Source organism: Citrobacter sp. wls708, assembly GCF_005281255.1.
In the GTDB taxonomy this organism is placed as follows: Bacteria; Pseudomonadota; Gammaproteobacteria; order Enterobacterales; family Enterobacteriaceae; genus Citrobacter; species Citrobacter werkmanii.
The window spans coordinates 1-19,868 of sequence record NZ_SZXE01000036.1; the positions used below are offsets into that span (position 1 = coordinate 1).

The window sequence follows — 19,868 nt, forward strand, 5'->3', positions numbered from 1 at the left end:
TCTTAAAATATGGCGGTGAGGGGGGGATTCGAACCCCCGATACGTTGCCGTATACACACTTTCCAGGCGTGCTCCTTCAGCCACTCGGACACCTCACCATATTGTTGTTCCTGTGCTACCGGAACGGGCGCTAATTTAGGGAAATACCGTCCCGGCGTCAATCAACTTTTTGAAAAAAACGTGCATTTACACAAACTTCAAACAATCTGGAGCTTAAATAAGCGGGAATTGTTTTTTTTGCCAGCATCCTAAAATTTGCTACTCTGAGGATCCCTCGAAAAATGATGATAATAAGTGCGAGAAAGTTCCGCATAGCAATGCTCAGGAGACAAAATGGATATAATTTTTTATCACCCAACATTCGAAACAACCTGGTGGATTAATGCGCTGGCAAAAGCAATACCAGGCGCGAACGTCCGTGAGTGGAAAGCGGGTGATAATGCGCATGCTGACTATGCGCTGGTTTGGCATCCGCCGGTTGAAATGCTCGCGGGACGAAAATTAAAAGCCGTATTTGCGCTGGGTGCTGGCGTCGATTCCATTCTCAGTAAGCTAAACGCTCACCCGGAAATGTTGGATACCTCGATCCCGCTTTTCCGTCTGGAAGATACGGGTATGGGCCTGCAAATGCAGGAATATGCGGTAAGTCAGGTGTTGCACTGGTTTCGTCGCTTTGATGATTACCAGGCGTTAAAAAATCAGGCGAAATGGCAACCATTGCCAGAGTATACCCGCGATGAGTTCACCATCGGGATCATGGGGGCCGGGGTCCTGGGTGCGAAAGTTGCCGAGAGTTTGCAGTCATGGGGGTTCCCGCTGCGCTGCTGGAGTCGTACGCGTAAATCCTGGCCTGGCGTGGAAAGCTTTGCCGGTACCGAAGAGCTGGGTGCGTTTTTGAGTCAAACTCGCGTGCTTATCAATCTTCTACCCAATACGGCAGAAACCGTGGGCATCATTAACGCTGGTTTACTTAGCCAGTTACAGGATGGCGCTTATGTGCTGAACCTGGCGCGTGGCGTTCATCTCAATGAAGACGATCTTCTGGTATCGCTGGACAGCGGCAAGGTGAAAGGCGCCATGCTGGATGTCTATAGCCGTGAACCGCTGCCGGAAACCAGCCCGCTTTGGAAACATCCACGGGTGGCCATGACGCCGCATATCGCCGCCGTTACCCGTCCGGCGGAAGCGGTGGATTATATCTCCCGTACAATTTTCAATCTGGAAAGTGGCAAAGCCGTTACGGGTCAGGTCGATCGCGTACGGGGATACTAATGCTAACCCGGCAAGTGCCGGGTTTCCGCTAATAAATGGCGGCGATACCTGCTATCCTTGACGGAAAATGACTACAGGAGAGAGTTATGTATCCCGTTGACCTGCATATGCATACCGTCGCCAGCACCCACGCCTACAGCACCTTAAGTGATTACATCGCTGAAGCTCGTCGCAAAGGCATCAAGCTGTTTGCCATTACCGATCATGGACCGGACATGGCGGATGCGCCTCACCACTGGCACTTTATTAATATGCGCATTTGGCCTCGTGTCGTGGACGGCATAGGGATCCTGCGCGGAATTGAAGCGAATATTAAAAATATTGAAGGCGAAATTGACTGTTCAGGTCCGATGTTCACTTCCCTGGATCTGATTATCGCAGGCTTTCATGAGCCGGTTTTTGCGCCACACGATAAAGAGACGAATACGCAGGCGATGATAGCCACTATGGCCAGTGGCAACGTCCATATCATCAGCCACCCGGGTAACCCCAAATATCCCGTCGATATCACTGCGATTGCTCAGGCAGCGGCAAAATACCAGGTTGCGTTGGAAATCAACAACTCTTCGTTTTTGCATTCGCGTAAGGGCAGTGAGGACAATTGCCGCGCTGTTGCTGCGGCTGTGCGTGATGCCGGCGGCTGGGTCGCGTTAGGGTCAGATTCACATACCGCTTTCACCTTAGGAGATTTCGGTGAATGTCGTAAAATACTGGATGATGTGAATTTCCCGGAAGACCGAATTTTAAACGTTACGCCAAAGCGCTTGCTGACGTTTCTGGAATCGCGAGGCATGGAGCCGATCGCGGAATTTGCTGAACTGTAATTGTTACTAACTGGAATATATTAATGAACGAGTTTTCTATCCTGTGTCGTGTACTGGGCTCGCTGTTTTACCGCCAACCGCAGGACCCTTTACTGGTTCCTCTGTTTACCCTGATTAGCGAAGGTAAACTCTCCGCCAACTGGCCGCTGGAACAGGACGAACTGCTGGCTCGTCTGCAGAAGAGCTGCGATATGCCTCAGTTGGCTGCGGATTACAACGCGTTATTTGTGGGAGACGATTGCGCGGTGCCGCCTTATCGCAGCGCCTGGGTAGAAGGGGCTAAAGAATCGGATGTGCGTGCATTCCTTTCTGCCCGGGGAATGCCGCTGGCAGATACGCCGGCAGATCATATTGGCACGCTGTTGCTGGCGGCTTCATGGCTTGAAGACCAGTCTGCGGAAGATGAAAGCGAAGCGCTTGAAACCTTGTTTGTGGACTACTTGTTACCCTGGTGCGGCACGTTTCTGGGCAAAGTTGAAGCGCATGCGAATACGCCATTCTGGCGTACTATTGCGCCCCTGACACGTGATGCGATTGGTGCGATGTGGGACGAATTACAGGAAGAGACAGACGAATAAATGTGATTTAAATCACGCTAAACTGCAACGCAATTTATCAACTTGCATAATTTGTGTGCGCGATCTCATTCCAATGCCGTTTTTCTGCTAAGATGCGCGGCATGAACATACTTCTCTCAATTGCAATCACAACGGGCATTCTCTCCGGGATCTGGGGATGGGTGGCCGTTTCTCTCGGTTTACTCAGTTGGGCTGGGTTTCTGGGCTGCACTGCCTACTTTGCCTGTCCGCAAGGTGGGCTGAAAGGGCTGTGGATCTCGGCGTGTACGCTGCTAAGCGGTGTGGTGTGGGCGTTGGTGATTATTAACGGCAGTGCGCTTGCCCCGCATATGGATATTGTCGGCTATGTCATGACGGGAATTGTCGCGTTTTTGATGTGTATTCAGGCAAAGCAATGGTTGCTTTCATTCGTGCCGGGCACGTTTATTGGGGCTTGTGCAACGTTTGCAGGGCAGGGGGACTGGCGACTGGTCGTGCCATCTTTGGCGCTGGGTCTGGTATTTGGCTATGCGATGAAAAATAGCGGCTTGTGGCTGGCGTCACGCCGTGAAAACAGGATATCGCCAACCCCGACCAGTAAATAAAACAAGCGTGAGGCTTCCCTCACGCTTTTTATGCTGTAACGACCCATCAGGATTCTGGCGGTACCGACATATGGCGGTATTTAACCAGGATGTCATTATCAACTTGTTTCTTATCCTGCAAATCCCACAACCCGCGATCTATTCCGTCATTAATCAGGAAGATAACGCCGGTTTCAATTGCTGACATCAGACAAAGCATAACCGGTTCGTTAGAGGTATAACCAATTTCACCCTCCAACAGACGCTGGTAGTCAATGAAGCGGAACACCCCTGCCTGCACTTCATAAGACAGAATGGTTTTGCTGGTATTCACCGATGAGAGGATCTCACCGGTACTGACGTTAACCACACGCAGGTTTACCGCTATCTGGTCAAGCTGGTATTGCGTATCGGCGCCTATACCGAAATAGCGTGCGCCGACACCACCTGATTTTACGTTGCTTTCATAACCAATAATGGACCCTTCCACCATGACGTTTGCGGCGGTCAGAGACTGGAGCGGGATCCGGTTGTTAATGGCAACCGTACCGTTTTCCTGAGCCGCACGAATGATTTTTCGTTCGTTAAGTAAGTTCTGTAACCCCTGACGTTCCAGCGGGACGAACCAACGAGAATCCTTCAATGCGGTGACGAGCATAGCCGTGGCGCTTTGCGGGACGGCGGTAGAGAAGTTACTTGCCGGGTAAGGCTTAAACTGGCCAGTCTCATCCTGAATGTTGTATACCGACACAAATATCTTACCTGTAGGCATGGGCAGATGCGTCAAATCTTTATAGCTTTGGGCTCGGGGCATTAATGTCGGCTTAGCGGCCTCTTGAGGCGGGGCGGTTAAGCATCCGCTGAGTAAAATTACTGCCACCATGATAAGTAAGCGCTGCATGATATTTTCCTTTCGTGGCTCTCATTTAGAAATCGGTTGACTGGTTTTGTAAACCTGACACTTCAATAGTCGAAGTTCTTCCCGTTTTCCTGTCAGTGACATTCAATTGCAGTTGCCCATCCCGGTTGGCGATATCAACGATAAAGTCACTGGTTACCATCCTCCCCGGCTTACCTGTATTGATATTGGTGAGTAAGCCGCCGAGTATTTGCGACTGAATTGCCTGGGTAAAGTTATCCAGTGCTGTTGGGGTTTCGATCCCGTAGTCGCCAGCGCTCGGATCTTTATATGAGTTTTGCGCCTGAGCGCTATTTAACAAAAAAGAGCCGTTGTTTGGATTACCACCAAAGTTAGGGTTGCGGAACTGGAACGTCATGTTTCCGGCCCAACTTAATGGCGAAATTAGCATGAGCAAAACCACTGCATGTTTGACACGCATGAAAGCCTCCGGACAAAATCATGTTTTAGAATTCATCACGCGCTAAATCGCTTGTGCTTAATAGTGTTTGATCTATTTGCCGGCGATTTAATGCTTCCTCAGTTTCTGCCAATGCGAAGACCACTATTTTGTCGAAGTCTCTTTTCGTCGGGAATAAAAAGGTCTGGAAGATAACGTCCTGATTAACCGTTATCGTAATCCAACTTCCCCAACGTGCACTGGGCCTTTCATTAATGGTTAAGTTTCCTGTGTACTTGCTTTCCCACTTGTCACTAAAGGCGCGATAAAAATCATGACCAATGGAAGAGACAGTGTGGTCAGTTAACAGTCCGGGAACCTCCACCTCTACAGCCGCGTGTAGATTCCCGGCAGCAAAGAACAAATTTGCTGCCACAATCCAGTTCAAATAGCGTTTCATGGCTTTATCGCCTGAGGTTATCATTGGCCCACGAGACCGCCTGCGTACGATTTTTGACAGCTATCTTTTTGAAAAGATTATAAAGATGCGTTTTCACGGTATTTTCACTGATAAACAGCGAACGCGCGATTTCAATATTTGAGGCACCGATACGCAGTTTATTAAGGATCTCTTTTTCACGGTGAGTGAGTAGTGCCGACTCCGTGCTGTTATAACGGTAATTTCCGGAATGCGTGATCAGGTAGCTGGCGAGCTTTTGCGAAAAGTAGCATTCACCGCGCAACACACCTTGCAAGCCGCTGACTACACGTTGTTCATCTTCGGTTGCGTAAAATACACCATTGATATGCGGCCAGTTTTCAATATCCCGATAGGGATAATCATCAGGGGTATTCAACAATAAAGTCTTTATATTGTTGTTTTTTCTGCTTAAATTATCTTGCCAGTAATGGATCAGTTTTTTATCTGCCTCCATCATATCCATTAAAACAATACAGCCGGAGGAAATATCATCCAGAGAACGTTGAATATTATGTAGTTTTCCGGTTAACGCCAGTGATTGCTTTAAATGTTGTAATAACGCAGTTGCCTGCAGAGAAGGTTTAGTGATCAACAATAATGTATGACCATGAATACTATGGACTTCATTAAACATGATGAAACTCCACTTTTTAGTCGCACACCTGACAGCTGCCGCTACTAAAATAGAGGCACCAGAAGTACTGACAGATGTTGCACTGCTGTGTAGAAATAAAATATCGACCCAACGGGGTGAAAATATTAAAACAAATGGACTTCAACTGTTTTCAATCTAGCTATTACAAATCTTAAAGCAAGTGTTAAACATGTTACATAATGTAAATTTATATATTAAAATGTGATTTTTGGGTTTTAATTGAGTTTAGATTTGATAGTAAAGTTGTACATTTCAGCATTATTGCATAGATTTAAAAAATCATACAAATTATGCTATAGCATTGATATTAAACAAATAAATTTATGGTTTGTTAGTTTTACATTCCTAATGAATTCGGATTGTTTCGCCTGGATTTAAGTTGGACAATTTTAGATAGAAAAAAATGATGCTTGTCACGACTTGTACCTATGCCTATCGCAGCACTAAGCTGGGAGGCCCGGAAATCGCGGAAAATGCACTTTTTTGTTACTGCATAGAAATTCACTTGCAGGGTTAAAAAATAAATAGAACCTGTTGTCGCAACCGTGTTTTTTACTGTTAATTAATACTTTGGTGTGAATCAGGATATAAAAATACCACTGGCGGGTGAGTTATTTAAAATGTTTCAACGGACATACTCTTCATCGTAACGTGACGTTAACAAATGTAAGTCATGTTAACAACAATTTGAGTGGTAACTAATTTAACTTCATGTACGACCAGGTCCAGGGTGACAACATGAAAAACAAGTTGTTATTTATGATGTTTACAATACTGGGTGTGCCTGGGATTGCATCCGCAACAAGTTATGATTTAGCTAATTCAGAATATAACTTTGCGGTAAATGAATTAAGTAAGTCTTCATTTAATCAGGCAGCCATTATTGGTCAGGTTGGCACTGCGAACAGTGCAAATACTCGTCAGGGGGGCTCGAAGCTATTGTCGGTCATTTCGCAAGAAGGTTCTGGTAACCGGGCGAAAACGGACCAGACGGGATCATATAACTTTGCATATATTGATCAGGTGGGTAGTTCCAATGACGCGAGTATTAAACAAGGTTCTTATGGTAATACAGCTGTAATTATCCAGAAAGGCTCTGGTAATAAAGCGAATATTACCCAGTATGGTACACAAAAAACAGCAGTTGTGGTGCAGAGACAGTCGCAAATGGCAATTCGCGTAACTCAACGCTAATCCATTATCGACGTTTAAATCAATCCGATGGGGGTTTACCATGAAACTTTTAAAAGTGGCAGCATTCGCAGCAATCGTCGTTTCTGGCAGTGCTCTGGCTGGTGTTGTTCCGCAATGGGGCGGTAATCATCATGGCGGCGGTAGCAACTATGGCCCAGACTCTTCGTTGAGTATCTACCAATATGGTTCAAACAACGCTGCGAATGCTCTGCAAAGCGATGCGCGTAAATCAGATGTCACCATCACCCAACATGGGCGTGGTAATGGCGCGGTCGTAGGCCAGGGGGCTGATGACAGTACTATTAGCCTGAAACAGACTGGCTTCCAGAACAATGCCACCATCGATCAGTGGAATGCAAAAAATGCTGATATTAGCGTGACCCAGTTCGGTGGCCGCAACGGCGCGCTGGTTAATCAGACTGCTTCTGACTCCAATGTGCTGATTCAGCAAGTTGGTTTTGGCAACAATGCAACAGCTAACCAACACTAATTCAGTTTTCTGACTGATAATAAACAGGGCGTGAGCCCTGTTTTTTTTTCGGGAGAATATGATGCATACATTATTACTCATTGCCGCGCTGACAAATCAAATAACATTCAATACGACCCAACAAGGCGATATGTACACCATTATTCCTCAGGTGACGTTAGCCCAACCCTGCGTTTGTGAGGTCCAGGTCCTTGCCGTTCGTAAGGGGGAGGGAGGACAAAGCCAATCGCAGCAGAAAACAAGCCTTTCGGTCCCCGCTAATCGGCCGATTGAACTAACCAAACTGAGCTTTAATATTTCACCGGGGGATTCGGTCAAAATTATCGTTACCGTTTCGGACGGGCAGTCTCTGCATTTGTCACAACAATGGCCTGACTCAACCAGTCAGCCATAATTTTTGCTGTATTTGCATTAAGGGTGTGGCTGGGAATGCGGCGCTGTTCTATGAATATAGAAACGTACAGCGTTTTTATTTGATCGTAACTCGCAGTGGTGAAGGATCATTCAGATCCCTCAAGGATGACTAATCATTGAGGAACCCTTATGTGCACATTTTTTAAACGTATTTTTAGCGCCAGTTTATGTACGTTATCTCTTTTCACTTTTCCCATAATGGCGCAACAGATCTCGCCCGGCGGCGTTATCCATTTTCGCGGCGCAATAGTTGAAGCACCCTGCGACGTTAACACCCAACAACAACAGGTCGAATTGTCTTGTATGCGCAATGGCACCACCCGTAATAATCTCTATAATCATCAACAGGTCACGGCTGCCCCTCAGAATGTGCAGCAAATTGCTACTGTGAAAATGCATTACCTCAATGAACAGAAAAACATGGCGATCCTTAACATTGAATATAAATGAACCATTCTGGCTTAGACATGCAAACTTGTGGTTAAAAAGTGAGATTTCAAGGAAATCCCTGCTGTACACTTGATGAATCGTGTTTTGTCAGGGGGAATTTATGCATTCACGCGTGCATGTGTTACATGGCGATATTACGACGATCGCTGTTGATGTGATCGTCAACGCGGCGAATTCATCGCTACTGGGAGGTGGTGGTGTTGATGGCGCAATCCATCGCGCCGCCGGACCCGCATTGCTGGAGGCCTGCAAACAGGTTGTCCAGCAACAGGGAGAATGCCCGACCGGGCATGCCGTTATCACGCTGGCGGGGGCGCTTCCGGCAAAAGCGGTCATTCATACCGTAGGGCCTGTCTGGCAAGGTGGAGGGCATCATGAGGCTGAACGTCTTGAAGACGCCTATCTGAATTCGCTGCAATTGGCCTTGGCCAATGGGTATCAATCCATTGCTTTTCCGGCGATCAGTACCGGAGTCTACGGGTATCCCCCCGCCGCAGCGGCAGAAATAGCGGTAAATACGGTGTTAAAATTTATTACCCGTCGTACGCTTCCCGATCAAATATACTTTGTTTGTTTTGACGAAGAAAACGCTCAACTCTACAAGAGACTACTTTCCCGGCAAGGTGACAAGAACACGGACTGATATGACACGACTTGAGCGGGCCAGCACGCCACTTTGTGCTAACCATCCTGGAGATTGTGGCATTCTTACGTTGGATGACAGCCTGGATGCCTTTGCTGCTCGCTATCGGCTAACAGAAATGGCGGAACGTACACTGGATGTGCAGTACTACATCTGGGAGAACGACATGTCCGGTCTGTTGCTGTTTTCAGTTCTGTTGGCGGCGGCGAAACGTGGAGTGAAGGTTCGCTTGCTGTTGGATGACAACAACACGCCGGGTCTTGATGACACGCTGCGGCTGCTGGATAGCCATCCTAATATAGAAATTCGTCTGTTTAATCCCTTTTCCTTTCGCATCCTGCGCGCCCTGGGCTATTTGACCGATTTTGCCCGGCTAAATCGGCGAATGCACAATAAAAGTTATACCGCTGACGGCGTGGTGACCATCGTGGGTGGGCGTAATATTGGTGATGCCTATTTTGGGGCGGGTGAGCAACCGTTGTTTTCCGATCTGGACGTCATGGCTATTGGTCCCGTTGTCAAAGATGTTGCGGATGATTTTGAGCGTTACTGGCACTGCCGCTCTGTTTCAACGTTACAAAACGTACTTGAGATGTCGGAGTCAGATTCTTCGCAGCGTATCGAGCTGCCTGAATCCTGGTATAACGATGATATTACTCGTCGCTATCTGCATAAGCTGGAAACCAGCCAGTTTATGACCAGCCTCGATCAGCAGTCGCTGCCGCTGATTTGGGCGAAAACGCGTTTGCTGAGTGATGATCCTGTCAAAGGTGAAGGGAAAGCGCCGCGCCATTCGTTATTACCGCAGCGTTTGTTTGATGTGATGGGGTCGCCGGGCGAACGCATTGATATTATTTCCGCCTACTTTGTGCCGACTCGGGCTGGGGTGGCGCAGCTGCTGAGAATGGTAAGGAAAGGCGTCAAGATTGCGATTTTAACCAATTCGCTGGCGGCAAATGATGTGGCTATCGTTCATGCGGGCTATGCGCGATGGCGAAAAAAACTGCTGCGCTACGGGGTAGAATTATACGAACTTAAACCTACCCGCGAACGCGTTTCGGTGGTCCACGATCGCGGATTAACCGGTAATTCAGGTTCCAGCCTGCATGCTAAAACCTTCAGTATTGACGGTCGAAAAGTATTTATCGGCTCGCTTAATTTTGATCCCCGTTCAACGCTGCTTAATACGGAAATGGGGTTTGTGATTGAGAGTGAAGTGCTGGCTGAAGTGATCCATAAACGTTTTATGCAGAGCCAGCGTGACATGGCCTGGCAACTGCGCCTCGACCGCTGGGGCAGAATTAATTGGGTGGATCGCGTTTCCGGCAGCGAACAGGTACTAAAAAAAGAACCCGCCACAGGATTCTGGAAGCGGGTTCTGGTGAAGCTTGCATCGGTGTTACCCATTGAGTGGCTGCTCTGAACCACGCAATGAGAGAAAAATTAACCGGCGACAGCTTTATTTTTATCTTGCTTAACGGCCGGTTTACCCGAGAAGAGAAACTTCAGCACCGGTATGCGCAAATGGATTTCGTACAGTATCACCGCAATCCCCACCACAAACAGCAGGCCGCACAAAAAGCCCAGTAGATTCGATGAGATATGCGGTGTGATATACGCGCCAAAAAACAGCGTCAAAGGGTGGTGCACTAAATAGATAAACAGTGACGCGTTGACAAAATAGGTCACGCGGGCCGACTGGAAATTCAGCAAACGGTGGCCAAGCGAAAAGACGACGTTCACCATCCACAGTCCCATGACCATGGTGATGACATATTCGGTTTCATACATCCAGGCATCGCCATTGCCATAACGTTGATTGAGCAGGTAGGCGACAAACGCCAATGCGGCGCCTATCGTGCAGCCACGCGATGACCTGGTAAACAGCGCTTTCAGATTAGGGTTGATAAACGCCAGCGCGCCGAGCATAAAGAAAGGTATATAGAACAGCGTTTGCATAACAATAAAATTAAACATGCCATCGCTGAGAATTGAAGGGTAGAGGATGAAAATCGTTCTTCTGACGGCGGCATAACCGACACCCAATAAAATAAAAATCAGCGTTAATTTGGTCATCGACACCGCAGAGGGGTTAGCACCTTCGCTACGCATCGTCTTATTTTTCATCTGGGTAAATACCCACATGCTTACGGTCGTTAAAACCACCAGAACCAGTAAAAACCACAGATGGGAAATAAGCTCCCATGCCAGCGTGTTGTACTTTTCGTACCCGCTGAGAGTATGCCAGCTGTCTGCTTTGCCCTTCACGTATTGCAGCATGATAAATTGCGGCAGCGTAAGCAATGGAATCGCCGTCAGCATCGGGATTCCCACGCGTTCGACACGCACCTTCCACCACCGCTTTAGCGGATAGCGCAAAAATAACATGTACGAAAAGTAACCCGAAATAACAAAGAAGACCTGCATGCGAAATGCATGGATAAAATCGTTAAAAAGGGTCAACCACCATGACGGCTCTGCGCTGTTCACATGCCAGGTATGAGTGGAGTAGATCAAAGAAATATGGAAGGGGATCCCTAACAACATTAGCCAGGCACGGATGGAGTCAAGAAAATATTCACGTGGTGGTGATACAGAGCTCATAGACAGTTACGTATTCTCAGACTTTTCGTCTTATCCCTAAGACGAATAATGGTTACATTCGAGGCCAACCCTACACGAAGTCCAACAACCTGTCTCCAGGATAAGCACGCAAAGTGAAAACAGCAGACAAAGCTGCTTAAAGCATGAGCCAGCGCGCGAACAATACAGGGATTCAGTTGTCGGAATACCCGATTATCCATTAAAATGGATCGGATCAATATAAGCACACAAAGGGGGAAGTGCTTACTAATTATGAAACATAAACTACAAATGATGAAAATGCGTTGGTTGGGTGCAGCAGTCATGTTAACGCTGTACACATCATCGAGCTGGGCGTTCAGCATTGATGATGTTGCAAAACAAGCTCAATCCTTAGCCGGTAAAGGCTATGAGGCGCCAAAAAGTAACTTGCCCTCCGTTTTCCGCGACATGAAATATGCGGATTATCAGCAGATCCAGTTTAATCGCGATAAAGCCTACTGGAGCAATCTCAAGACCCCATTTAAGCTCGAATTCTACCACCAGGGTATGTACTTCGACACGCCGGTCAAAATCAACGAAGTTACCGCCACTGCGGTGAAAAGAATCAAATATAGCCCGGATTACTTTAATTTTGGCGATGTTCAGCATGATAAAGACACGGTAAAAGATCTCGGTTTCGCCGGGTTCAAAGTGCTGTATCCGATCAACAGCAAAGATAAAAACGATGAAATCGTCAGCATGCTCGGGGCCAGCTATTTCCGCGTTCTCGGCGCAGGTCAGGTCTACGGTCTGTCTGCGCGCGGTCTCGCGATCGATACCGCTCTCCCTTCTGGTGAAGAATTTCCCCGCTTCCGTGAGTTTTGGATCGAACGTCCGAAACCGACTGACAAACGTTTAACCATATACGCCTTGCTGGACTCTCCGCGCGCAACCGGAGCGTATCGCTTTGTCATTATTCCGGGTCGCGACACGGTTGTTGATGTTCAGTCCAAAGTTTACCTGCGCGACAAAGTGGGCAAGCTGGGCGTGGCGCCGTTAACCAGTATGTTCCTGTTCGGCCCAAATCAGCCTTCTCCGGCAACGAATTATCGTCCGGAACTGCATGACTCTAATGGTTTGTCTATCCACGCAGGCAACGGCGAATGGATTTGGCGGCCGCTGAACAACCCGAAACATCTCGCGGTGAGCAGCTTTGCCATGGAAAACCCGCAAGGTTTCGGTCTGTTGCAGCGTGGCCGTCAGTTCTCGCGTTTTGAAGATATTGACGATCGTTACGACCTGCGTCCAAGCGCCTGGATCACGCCAAAAGGTGACTGGGGCAAAGGTAAAATTGAGTTAGTTGAAATTCCGACTAACGATGAAACGAACGATAACATCGTTGCGTACTGGACGCCGGATCAACTGCCTGAAGCGGGCAAAGAGATGAACTTCAAGTACTCCCTGACGTTCACGCGTGATGAAGACAAGCTTCATGCGCCGGAAAATGCCTGGGTACAACAGACTCGTCGTTCTACGGGTGATGTTAAACAATCCAATCTGATTCGTCAGCCAGACGGTACTATCGCGTTTGTGGTGGATTTTACCGGCGCAGACATGAAAAAGCTGCCACAGGATACCCCGGTTACCGCACAAACCAGCATTGGCGACAACGGCGAGATCGTTGAAAACACCGTGCGTTACAACCCGGTCACTAAAGGTTGGCGTTTGATGCTGCGCGTGAAGGTGAAAGACGTGAAGAAAACCACTGAAATGCGAGCAGCCCTGGTCAATGCCGATCAGACGTTGAGTGAAACCTGGAGCTACCAGTTACCTGCCAATGAATAAGACTACTGAGTATATTGACGCAATGCCGCTTTCGGATATCGAAAAAGCGGCTCTGCCGAAAACTGACATCCGCGCCGTTCATCAGGCGCTGGATGCCGAGCATCGTACTTACTCGCGCGAAGATGATTCACCGCAGGGTTCTGTGAAAGCTCGTCTTGAGCAAGCATGGCCAGATTCTCTGGCGAAAGAACAGTTGGTTAAAGACGATGAAGGACGCGATCAGCTTCAGGCAATGCCTAAAGCAACGCGTACCTCGATGTTCCCCGATCCCTGGCGTACCAACCCGGTTGGTCGTTTTTGGGACCGTCTGCGTGGACGTGATGTGACTCCGCGTTATCTTTCGCGTCTGACGAAAGAAGAACAAGAGAGCGAGCAAAAGTGGCGTACCGTTGGCACAATCCGCCGCTATACGCTGTTGATCTTAACGCTGGCGCAAACGGTGGTAGCAACCTGGTATATGAAGACGATTCTTCCGTATCAGGGTTGGGCATTCATAAATCCGGTCGACATGATGGGGCAGGACCTGTGGGTCTCCTTTATGCAATTGCTGCCCTATATGCTACAGACCGGGATCCTGATTTTGTTTGCCGTGCTTTTCTGTTGGGTCTCTGCAGGGTTCTGGACTGCGCTGATGGGCTTCCTGCAACTGCTGATTGGGCGAGATAAGTACAGTATCTCCGCCTCAACGGTCGGGGACGAACCACTGAATCCTGAACACCGTACCGCACTGATTATGCCTATCTGTAACGAGGACGTTGACCGCGTATTCGCGGGGCTGCGCGCCACGTGGGAGTCAGTTAAAGCCACGGGCAACGCCGAGCATTTTGATGTTTACATCCTGAGCGACAGCTACAATCCTGATATCTGCGTAGCAGAACAAAAAGCGTGGATGGAACTGATTGCCGAAGTGCAGGGCGAAGGGCAGATTTTCTACCGTCGTCGTCGTCGTCGTGTGAAGCGCAAAAGCGGCAACATCGATGACTTCTGCCGCCGCTGGGGGAATCAGTACAGCTATATGGTGGTGCTGGATGCTGACTCCGTGATGAGCGGCGACTGTCTGAGCGGTCTGGTTCGTCTGATGGAAGCGAATCCTAACGCCGGGATTATCCAGTCTTCACCGAAGGCTTCCGGTATGGATACGCTGTATGCGCGTTGCCAGCAGTTCGCGACCCGTGTTTATGGCCCGTTGTTTACCGCCGGGCTTCACTTCTGGCAGTTGGGTGAATCGCACTACTGGGGTCATAACGCCATCATTCGCGTGAAGCCGTTTATTGAGCACTGTGCGCTTGCGCCGTTACCTGGCGAAGGCTCATTTGCAGGCTCGATCCTCTCCCATGACTTCGTGGAAGCGGCATTAATGCGTCGTGCCGGCTGGGGCGTATGGATCGCTTACGATCTGCCGGGTTCTTATGAAGAGCTGCCGCCAAACCTGTTGGATGAGCTCAAGCGTGACCGTCGCTGGTGTCATGGCAACCTGATGAACTTCCGTCTGTTCCTGGTTAAGGGGATGCATCCGGTTCACCGCGCGGTGTTCCTTACCGGCGTTATGTCCTATCTGTCAGCGCCGTTGTGGTTCATGTTCCTCGCGTTGTCTACCGCATTGCAGGTAGTCCATGCGTTGACGGAACCGCAGTACTTCCTGCAACCGCGGCAGCTATTCCCGGTCTGGCCGCAGTGGCGTCCTGAACTGGCGATCGCGCTGTTTGCTTCCACCATGGTGCTGCTGTTCCTGCCGAAGCTGCTGAGTATTTTGCTTATCTGGTGTAAAGGGACGAAAGAGTACGGCGGATTTATTCGCGTCACGCTGTCGTTGCTGCTGGAGGTTCTGTTCTCCGTGCTGCTGGCGCCGGTGCGTATGCTGTTTCATACCGTTTTCGTGGTGAGCGCATTCCTCGGTTGGGAAGTGGTGTGGAATTCGCCGCAGCGTGATGACGATTCCACCCCATGGGGGGAAGCATTTATGCGTCACGGTTCTCAGCTCTTGCTGGGGCTGGTATGGGCTGTGGGTATGGCCTGGCTGGATCTGCGTTTTCTGTTCTGGCTGGCGCCGATTGTCTTCTCGCTGATCCTCTCGCCGTTTGTTTCCGTAATTTCCAGTCGTTCTACGGTTGGGTTACGAACCAAACGCTGGAAGCTGTTCCTGATCCCGGAAGAGTACTCTCCGCCGCAGGTGCTGGTGGATACAGATACCTATCTGGTAATGAACCGTAATCGTACGCTGGACGACGGTTTTATGCATGCGGTGTTTAACCCGTCGTTTAACGCGCTGGCTACGGCAATGGCGACTGCTCGCCACCGTGTGAGTAACGTACTTGAGATTGCACGCGACCGTCATGTGGAGCAGGCGCTGAACGAAACGCCGGAGAAACTGAATCGCGATCGTCGCCTTGTGCTGTTAAGCGATCCGGTGACCATGGCGCGTTTGCATTATCGCGTCTGGAATTCACCTGATAAGTATTCTTCGTGGGTGAATTACTATCAGGGCCTGACCCTGAATCCGTTAGCGCTCAGGAAAAAATAAGCGTTCTGTAATGTGAAAATACCGGCCTGGTGCCGGTATTTTTTTATACTGAATAAAAAGAGTCATGGGGTACCAGATGCGAATAGTGGCAGTGGCGATAATGGTCTTGTTGCTGAGCGGATGCGGCAGCATCATTAGCCGGACCATCCCAGGACAAGGGCATGGCAACCAATACTATCCGGGCGTACAGTGGGATGTCCGGGATTCCGCATGGCGCTACGTCACCATCCTCGACCTGCCGTTTTCGCTGGTGTTTGATACGCTGTTGTTACCGCTCGACATTCACCATGGGCCTTACGAGTAGTTATCGTTCATCCCATTCATCAGCTGCGGTCTGACCCTCTTCGGTATCAAGGGGAGGCTCCAGCTGAAATTCACCTTCGTCCCATTCGTGAAGCGTGTTTTCTTCCTGCCACTCCTGACGAATTTCAATCTCATCATAATCACCATCAAAAACGCTTTGCGCCGCTTCACCGCTTAGCATTGGCAGACATTCACCATCGACATCATCCTCATCGGCAAAGAATTCTGCTTGCCACATAATGTCGCCATCCTGTAGCACGTATTTTTGTACGCTTAGCTGCTGAACACTGGCATCGTCAGCCTCCAGACCTGGGTTATCTGCCAGAAACACTTCACGAGCAGCATCAATAGCCTCTTCCAGCGTGGCATAAAAATACATGTCATTCTTTGCCATAATCTTCTCCTAAGGTGAACAATAAATGGTGATGATTCAATCTATAGACCTCGATCCGCGGAGCGTCAAACCCATTGACTGCAGAGCTAACCTAAATGAATGCCAGCCGTTGGTAGCGACGACAGGGTTTTATGATGACGTCTTCGATTGGTATGGAAAAATTTACAATGCGAGATACTGAAGTTGGCGTAATGGACGAGCGCGAATTTGAGAAAAAAAGGTAATGTGTGTGGTTAGCAGTGGCGTAATGAAAATCAAATAAATAAACGATACTGTTATATAAATGAATCTTCAGATTTAATACGTATTTACTCGTGTTTTTGCTTGCAGTAATGCCCATTGTTCTGATGAGAGGATCTCTAACCTTATTAAAACAAAGGAAAAAATATTTATTAATGTGAAGAAATCACAGAGGTAATTATTGAGAGATACTGAACTCAAGAGGCGTAAAAGTAATGACTAAGTATCCGCCATGTGCAACATCTGTTAATGGCGTGAGGCGTTTTAAAAAAGGACACATAATAATAGATGATTAATACCAGGTGTTATAAATGGATAAAAAATCATTAAATAATAAATGAATAAATATCACTGAAGTTGTACGGCTATATAGATTGCAAATGCTTATGCTTTATTATATAAAATGCCAACTCAAGAATACTCCTAAGGATGTTATGGAAAACAGTAATTCAAATAACAGGAAGTTGATGGCGTTCTATATAACTTGCTTAATCAGCTATATTCTTGGTGGGTTATGTCTTACGCAGTTTAAATTAACAATACAAAGTGTTCCGCAAACAATATATTTGATTATCATAGTAGGTTTATTCTTTTTATATGGAATTATTTTCCTGTTTATGTTGTTTCAGTATTTATGCAGAAAAGATCTAACATGTCTCATAGTCTTAGGTATGGCATTTCTTAGCAATAATATTTTCTTTGTGGAAACTATCTATATCGTTCAGGATTTAATCAATGATCACACTTCGATAGAAAAAAGAACTAACGATATCGCTATATTCTATTATTTTCGCCAGCTGAGTTTTATTGCTTTATTATTTGTATCCTTGAAATCTTATAAAGCATCTTCGACAATCCTTGAAACCAAAGAAAGAGAACCATGCTATATAGCGGTAGCATTTTTGATCATGTTGGCTATCGCTGTCCTGGCACATAGCCTGGCCAGTTATAACCCGGGCATGACCCTTGAGATTACGAGCTTGAAACCCGACAACATAACCGTACACTGGCATATTGGCTACATTTACTCTCTGATTGTTGCCTGGGGATTGGTTCTACTCTATTTGGTCATTAAAACCAAAACGCATAACATCTTATGGAAAAGTATCGGCTTACTGTGTTGCTCAGGAATATTAACCAATGTGCTGCTATTAAGTTTAGATGAATATAGTATGTATATTTGGTATATCAGCAGAGGGATTGAGGTGATCAGTACCCTTTGTATAATATCGATCTTAATGTATAACACTTTTATCATTCTAAAAAAAGAAACGGATTCGGCTATCAAAGATGCCATGACCAAAATATACAACCGGAAACTGTTCTATAGATCGTTAAAAGCATCGCTAGCGAAAGGCGTGGTTTGCGTAATGGTTTTGGATATCGACAAATTTAAACGCATTAACGATACCTATGGGCATCAGGAGGGGGATCGGGTAATCATTAGTATTGTTGATATAATCAACAAGTCAGTTAGAGATTCGGATATCTTTGCGCGCATCGGCGGCGAGGAGTTTGCGATTCTTCTTAAGTGCAAGGATAAAGATGAAGCTATTGTCGTTGCAGAACGAATCAGAAGAAATGTTGAGCATGGAACGACTATACCCAATGCCTATGATTTAAAAGAAAAGATGACGATCAGCATCGGTGTATATTGTACTAAAGTTGATGATGACTCAGCGGATAAAGTTGTTTCTTATGCGGATGCTGCGCTGTATGACGCCAAAAACTCTGGCAGAAATAAGGTGTGTTACTACTATCATTAAAACTAAAATGAATACTGCCTGAAAACGCAAAGTTTACTCTTCGGGTTCAGGCAATATAGACAAATTATCCAGCGAGCTCGGCACTCCGGCGACGGCGCAGACTATTCCACGAGTAGATCGCGTTAAACAGTACAACCCCCGCGGTCACGCAGAAGACCGCGCGAAAGCCGTAGTTGGCGGATATTGCCGCCCCCATTAATGGTCCCGTTACGTTGCCGATGTCGCGAAATGACTGGTTATAACTGAAAATACGCCCAGCTATTTGGTTGGTTGAGTTATAAACCAGCAGCGTTTGCACCGCCGGGAGCAGAGCGCCGTCGGCAGCACCCAATAAAAAACGCAGAACGCCCAATTGCCAGGGAGTTTGTACAAATGACATCGGGATCAGCAGTAGCACGGAAATAATCAGCGCGACGATTAGAATCTTCTCCGGGCCAATCCGGTCACCGAGTTTGCCAAGCCTTGGGGCACTGATTAACGCTGCTACGCCGGGTACGGAGGCAATCATCCCACTAATGAACGCGATATTACTGACGTTCCCGGCTAACTCCCGCACGTATAACGTCAGGATTGGCGCAATAGAACCGGTCGCCACCTGAATGATTAAGGTAGTGACAAACAGGCTCAGCACCAGTTTGGGGTTTTTTAACGAGGCCACGACTTCGCGTATGTGCAGCATCTCTTTCTTGCTTACCGGCTGAAAACGCTCGCGGATAAAAAATAGCGTCAGGATAAAACAGACCAGCAGTACGCTGGCGGTAATGAAGAACACGGGACGCAATCCATAATGGTCCGCGAGTAGTCCACCTGCCAGCGGCCCTAGCAGTGCGCCGCTGACACCGCCGGTAGAGAGCGTTCCCAGCGCCCAGCCGCTTTTATTGCGTGGAACCTGGGTGGCGATCAACGCATTGGCGTTGGGAATGAAACCGCCGAGCAGACCGAGCAGCGCGCGCAGAACCAGGAACTGCCAGATATTTTGCGCCAGGCCCATCAGTAGCATCACAATAGCCATACCCAACGCGGAACGCAGCAGCATGATTTTTCGCCCTTTGCGGTCGGCAAGGCCACCCCAAAAAGGGGAGGCGATGGCTGAAAACAAAAAGGTGATGCTGAAGACCAGACCTGACCACATGTTCAGGGCGCTATGCCCCGTGACGCCGAGACTCTCGACGTACAAGGGTAAAAAGGGCATGACCAGGCTAAATGCTGCGCCGGTTAAAAAACAACCTATCCAGGCAACGGTGAGGTTGCGTTTCCAGTTTATGGGGGCATCTGAGGGTGACATAACGATCCACAGTGTGATGCGCTGTATGCGCTATCGATTGAATATAAGTAAGCAGACTAATTATGCGCCTGGTTGATAGTTGCTGCA

Annotated in this window: 21 protein-coding genes and 1 tRNA gene; 14 read left to right on the forward strand and 8 right to left on the reverse strand. The window is 48.0% G+C overall.

The features are described 5' to 3' along the window. Window positions 1–10: 10 nt before the first annotated feature. Window positions 11–98 (reverse strand) — tRNA-Ser (locus tag FDW97_RS19540). Between the two features lie 235 nt (window positions 99–333). Here FDW97_RS19540 and ghrA point away from each other — a divergent pair. The 4 genes from ghrA to FDW97_RS19560 all read left to right on the forward strand — a co-directional run bounded on the left by ghrA (window position 334) and on the right by FDW97_RS19560 (window position 3,258). Beyond that, window positions 334–1,272 carry a glyoxylate/hydroxypyruvate reductase GhrA gene (gene ghrA / locus FDW97_RS19545; RefSeq protein ID WP_137351507.1) on the forward strand — a complete coding sequence of 313 codons (939 nt, stop codon included), beginning with the start codon at window positions 334–336 and terminating at the stop codon, window positions 1,270–1,272. Between the two features lie 86 nt (window positions 1,273–1,358). Beyond that, a complete protein-coding gene (locus tag FDW97_RS19550; protein WP_038639608.1) occupies window positions 1,359–2,096 on the forward strand; it encodes a phosphatase in 738 nt (245 codons plus the stop codon). Window positions 2,097–2,119: 23 nt separating this feature from the next. Continuing rightward, complete coding sequence (locus FDW97_RS19555; RefSeq protein ID WP_038639611.1) at window positions 2,120–2,674, forward strand: molecular chaperone; 555 nt, start codon at window positions 2,120–2,122, stop codon at window positions 2,672–2,674. Between the two features lie 101 nt (window positions 2,675–2,775). Next, entirely contained in the window at window positions 2,776–3,258 is a 483-nt protein-coding gene (locus FDW97_RS19560; protein ID WP_038639615.1) for a DUF1097 domain-containing protein, read from the forward strand. A 46-nt stretch (window positions 3,259–3,304) separates the two neighbouring features. Here the strand turns inward: FDW97_RS19560 and csgG are convergent, their stop codons facing one another. From csgG to csgD, 4 genes are read right to left on the reverse strand one after another with little or no spacing between them, the layout of a single operon-like run. After that, entirely contained in the window at window positions 3,305–4,138 is an 834-nt protein-coding gene (gene csgG, locus FDW97_RS19565) for a curli production assembly/transport protein CsgG (protein ID WP_003036082.1), read from the reverse strand. A 25-nt stretch (window positions 4,139–4,163) separates the two neighbouring features. After that, complete coding sequence (gene csgF / locus FDW97_RS19570) at window positions 4,164–4,577, reverse strand: curli production assembly/transport protein CsgF (RefSeq protein WP_016152599.1); 414 nt, start codon at window positions 4,575–4,577, stop codon at window positions 4,164–4,166. Between the two features lie 25 nt (window positions 4,578–4,602). After that, complete coding sequence (gene csgE, locus FDW97_RS19575) at window positions 4,603–4,995, reverse strand: curli production assembly/transport protein CsgE (RefSeq protein ID WP_038639617.1); 393 nt, start codon at window positions 4,993–4,995, stop codon at window positions 4,603–4,605. Window positions 4,996–4,999: 4 nt separating this feature from the next. Beyond that, complete coding sequence (gene csgD / locus FDW97_RS19580) at window positions 5,000–5,650, reverse strand: biofilm master transcriptional regulator CsgD (protein ID WP_069323303.1); 651 nt, start codon at window positions 5,648–5,650, stop codon at window positions 5,000–5,002. A 759-nt stretch (window positions 5,651–6,409) separates the two neighbouring features. Here csgD and csgB point away from each other — a divergent pair. The 6 genes from csgB (at window position 6,410) to FDW97_RS19610 (ending at window position 10,285) form a co-directional block, all read left to right on the forward strand. Beyond that, the gene (csgB, locus tag FDW97_RS19585) at window positions 6,410–6,865 is read left to right on the forward strand and encodes a curli minor subunit CsgB (RefSeq protein ID WP_032939898.1); all 456 of its coding nucleotides are present in this window, start codon (window positions 6,410–6,412) and stop codon (window positions 6,863–6,865) included. 40 nt (window positions 6,866–6,905) lie between these two features. Further along, window positions 6,906–7,355, forward strand: coding sequence for a curli major subunit CsgA (gene csgA, locus FDW97_RS19590; protein WP_006685125.1), 450 nt, complete (start codon window positions 6,906–6,908; stop codon window positions 7,353–7,355). Between the two features lie 61 nt (window positions 7,356–7,416). After that, the gene (gene csgC / locus FDW97_RS19595) at window positions 7,417–7,749 is read left to right on the forward strand and encodes a curli assembly chaperone CsgC (protein WP_038639625.1); all 333 of its coding nucleotides are present in this window, start codon (window positions 7,417–7,419) and stop codon (window positions 7,747–7,749) included. 149 nt (window positions 7,750–7,898) lie between these two features. Continuing rightward, window positions 7,899–8,219 (forward strand): type 1 fimbrial protein, encoded by a 321-nt coding sequence (locus FDW97_RS19600; protein WP_137351508.1) that lies wholly within the window; start codon window positions 7,899–7,901, stop codon window positions 8,217–8,219. Window positions 8,220–8,319: 100 nt separating this feature from the next. Continuing rightward, the gene (gene ymdB, locus FDW97_RS19605; protein WP_137351509.1) at window positions 8,320–8,862 is read left to right on the forward strand and encodes an O-acetyl-ADP-ribose deacetylase; all 543 of its coding nucleotides are present in this window, start codon (window positions 8,320–8,322) and stop codon (window positions 8,860–8,862) included. Further along, window positions 8,795–10,285, forward strand: a complete 1,491-nt coding sequence (locus tag FDW97_RS19610) for a phospholipase D family protein (protein WP_371414785.1) — start codon at window positions 8,795–8,797, stop codon at window positions 10,283–10,285. The genes ymdB and FDW97_RS19610 overlap by 68 nt, the downstream gene beginning before the upstream one ends. A gap of 20 nt (window positions 10,286–10,305) precedes the next feature. Here the strand turns inward: FDW97_RS19610 and mdoC are convergent, their stop codons facing one another. Continuing rightward, a complete protein-coding gene (gene mdoC / locus FDW97_RS19615; protein ID WP_137351511.1) occupies window positions 10,306–11,466 on the reverse strand; it encodes a glucans biosynthesis protein MdoC in 1,161 nt (386 codons plus the stop codon). Between the two features lie 270 nt (window positions 11,467–11,736). Between mdoC and mdoG the strand changes: the two genes are divergently transcribed. From mdoG to FDW97_RS19630, 3 genes are all read left to right on the forward strand, one after another. Continuing rightward, a complete protein-coding gene (gene mdoG, locus FDW97_RS19620; RefSeq protein ID WP_087857802.1) occupies window positions 11,737–13,272 on the forward strand; it encodes a glucans biosynthesis protein MdoG in 1,536 nt (511 codons plus the stop codon). Next, the gene (gene mdoH, locus FDW97_RS19625) at window positions 13,265–15,793 is read left to right on the forward strand and encodes a glucans biosynthesis glucosyltransferase MdoH (RefSeq protein ID WP_038639642.1); all 2,529 of its coding nucleotides are present in this window, start codon (window positions 13,265–13,267) and stop codon (window positions 15,791–15,793) included. The genes mdoG and mdoH overlap by 8 nt, the downstream gene beginning before the upstream one ends. Before the next feature lie 76 nt (window positions 15,794–15,869). Then, entirely contained in the window at window positions 15,870–16,097 is a 228-nt protein-coding gene (locus tag FDW97_RS19630) for a YceK/YidQ family lipoprotein (protein WP_137351512.1), read from the forward strand. Here FDW97_RS19630 and FDW97_RS19635 read toward each other — a convergent pair whose 3' ends face one another. After that, complete coding sequence (locus tag FDW97_RS19635; protein ID WP_038643106.1) at window positions 16,098–16,475, reverse strand: MysB family protein; 378 nt, start codon at window positions 16,473–16,475, stop codon at window positions 16,098–16,100. Between the two features lie 689 nt (window positions 16,476–17,164). Here FDW97_RS19635 and FDW97_RS19640 point away from each other — a divergent pair. After that, on the forward strand, window positions 17,165–18,496 hold the full coding sequence (locus FDW97_RS19640; RefSeq protein WP_137347904.1) for a sensor domain-containing diguanylate cyclase: 1,332 nt from the start codon (window positions 17,165–17,167) through the stop codon (window positions 18,494–18,496). Between the two features lie 64 nt (window positions 18,497–18,560). On the opposite strand, the gene mdtG is transcribed toward FDW97_RS19640, so the two are convergent. Then, window positions 18,561–19,781, reverse strand: coding sequence for a multidrug efflux MFS transporter MdtG (gene mdtG / locus FDW97_RS19645; RefSeq protein WP_038639648.1), 1,221 nt, complete (start codon window positions 19,779–19,781; stop codon window positions 18,561–18,563). Window positions 19,782–19,868: the final 87 nt, after the last annotated feature.

Bases quoted from the DNA above. Each gene is read 5' to 3' on its own strand.
- ghrA (WP_137351507.1), top strand. From the start codon at position 334: ATGGATATAATTTTTTATCACCCAACATTCGAAACAACCTGGTGGATT.
- csgC (WP_038639625.1), top strand. From the start codon at position 7,417: ATGCATACATTATTACTCATTGCCGCGCTGACAAATCAAATAACATTC.
- csgD (WP_069323303.1), bottom strand. From the start codon at position 5,650: ATGTTTAATGAAGTCCATAGTATTCATGGTCATACATTATTGTTGATC.
- FDW97_RS19640 (WP_137347904.1), top strand. From the start codon at position 17,165: ATGGAAAACAGTAATTCAAATAACAGGAAGTTGATGGCGTTCTATATA.
- FDW97_RS19630 (WP_137351512.1), top strand. From the start codon at position 15,870: ATGCGAATAGTGGCAGTGGCGATAATGGTCTTGTTGCTGAGCGGATGC.
- mdtG (WP_038639648.1), bottom strand. From the start codon at position 19,781: ATGTCACCCTCAGATGCCCCCATAAACTGGAAACGCAACCTCACCGTT.
- csgE (WP_038639617.1), bottom strand. From the start codon at position 4,995: ATGAAACGCTATTTGAACTGGATTGTGGCAGCAAATTTGTTCTTTGCT.
- csgB (WP_032939898.1), top strand. From the start codon at position 6,410: ATGAAAAACAAGTTGTTATTTATGATGTTTACAATACTGGGTGTGCCT.
- csgF (WP_016152599.1), bottom strand. From the start codon at position 4,577: ATGCGTGTCAAACATGCAGTGGTTTTGCTCATGCTAATTTCGCCATTA.
- FDW97_RS19600 (WP_137351508.1), top strand. From the start codon at position 7,899: ATGTGCACATTTTTTAAACGTATTTTTAGCGCCAGTTTATGTACGTTA.
- FDW97_RS19635 (WP_038643106.1), bottom strand. From the start codon at position 16,475: ATGTATTTTTATGCCACGCTGGAAGAGGCTATTGATGCTGCTCGTGAA.
- mdoG (WP_087857802.1), top strand. From the start codon at position 11,737: ATGATGAAAATGCGTTGGTTGGGTGCAGCAGTCATGTTAACGCTGTAC.
- mdoH (WP_038639642.1), top strand. From the start codon at position 13,265: ATGAATAAGACTACTGAGTATATTGACGCAATGCCGCTTTCGGATATC.
- mdoC (WP_137351511.1), bottom strand. From the start codon at position 11,466: ATGAGCTCTGTATCACCACCACGTGAATATTTTCTTGACTCCATCCGT.
- csgA (WP_006685125.1), top strand. From the start codon at position 6,906: ATGAAACTTTTAAAAGTGGCAGCATTCGCAGCAATCGTCGTTTCTGGC.
- FDW97_RS19555 (WP_038639611.1), top strand. From the start codon at position 2,120: ATGAACGAGTTTTCTATCCTGTGTCGTGTACTGGGCTCGCTGTTTTAC.
- FDW97_RS19560 (WP_038639615.1), top strand. From the start codon at position 2,776: ATGAACATACTTCTCTCAATTGCAATCACAACGGGCATTCTCTCCGGG.
- csgG (WP_003036082.1), bottom strand. From the start codon at position 4,138: ATGCAGCGCTTACTTATCATGGTGGCAGTAATTTTACTCAGCGGATGC.
- FDW97_RS19550 (WP_038639608.1), top strand. From the start codon at position 1,359: ATGTATCCCGTTGACCTGCATATGCATACCGTCGCCAGCACCCACGCC.
- ymdB (WP_137351509.1), top strand. From the start codon at position 8,320: ATGCATTCACGCGTGCATGTGTTACATGGCGATATTACGACGATCGCT.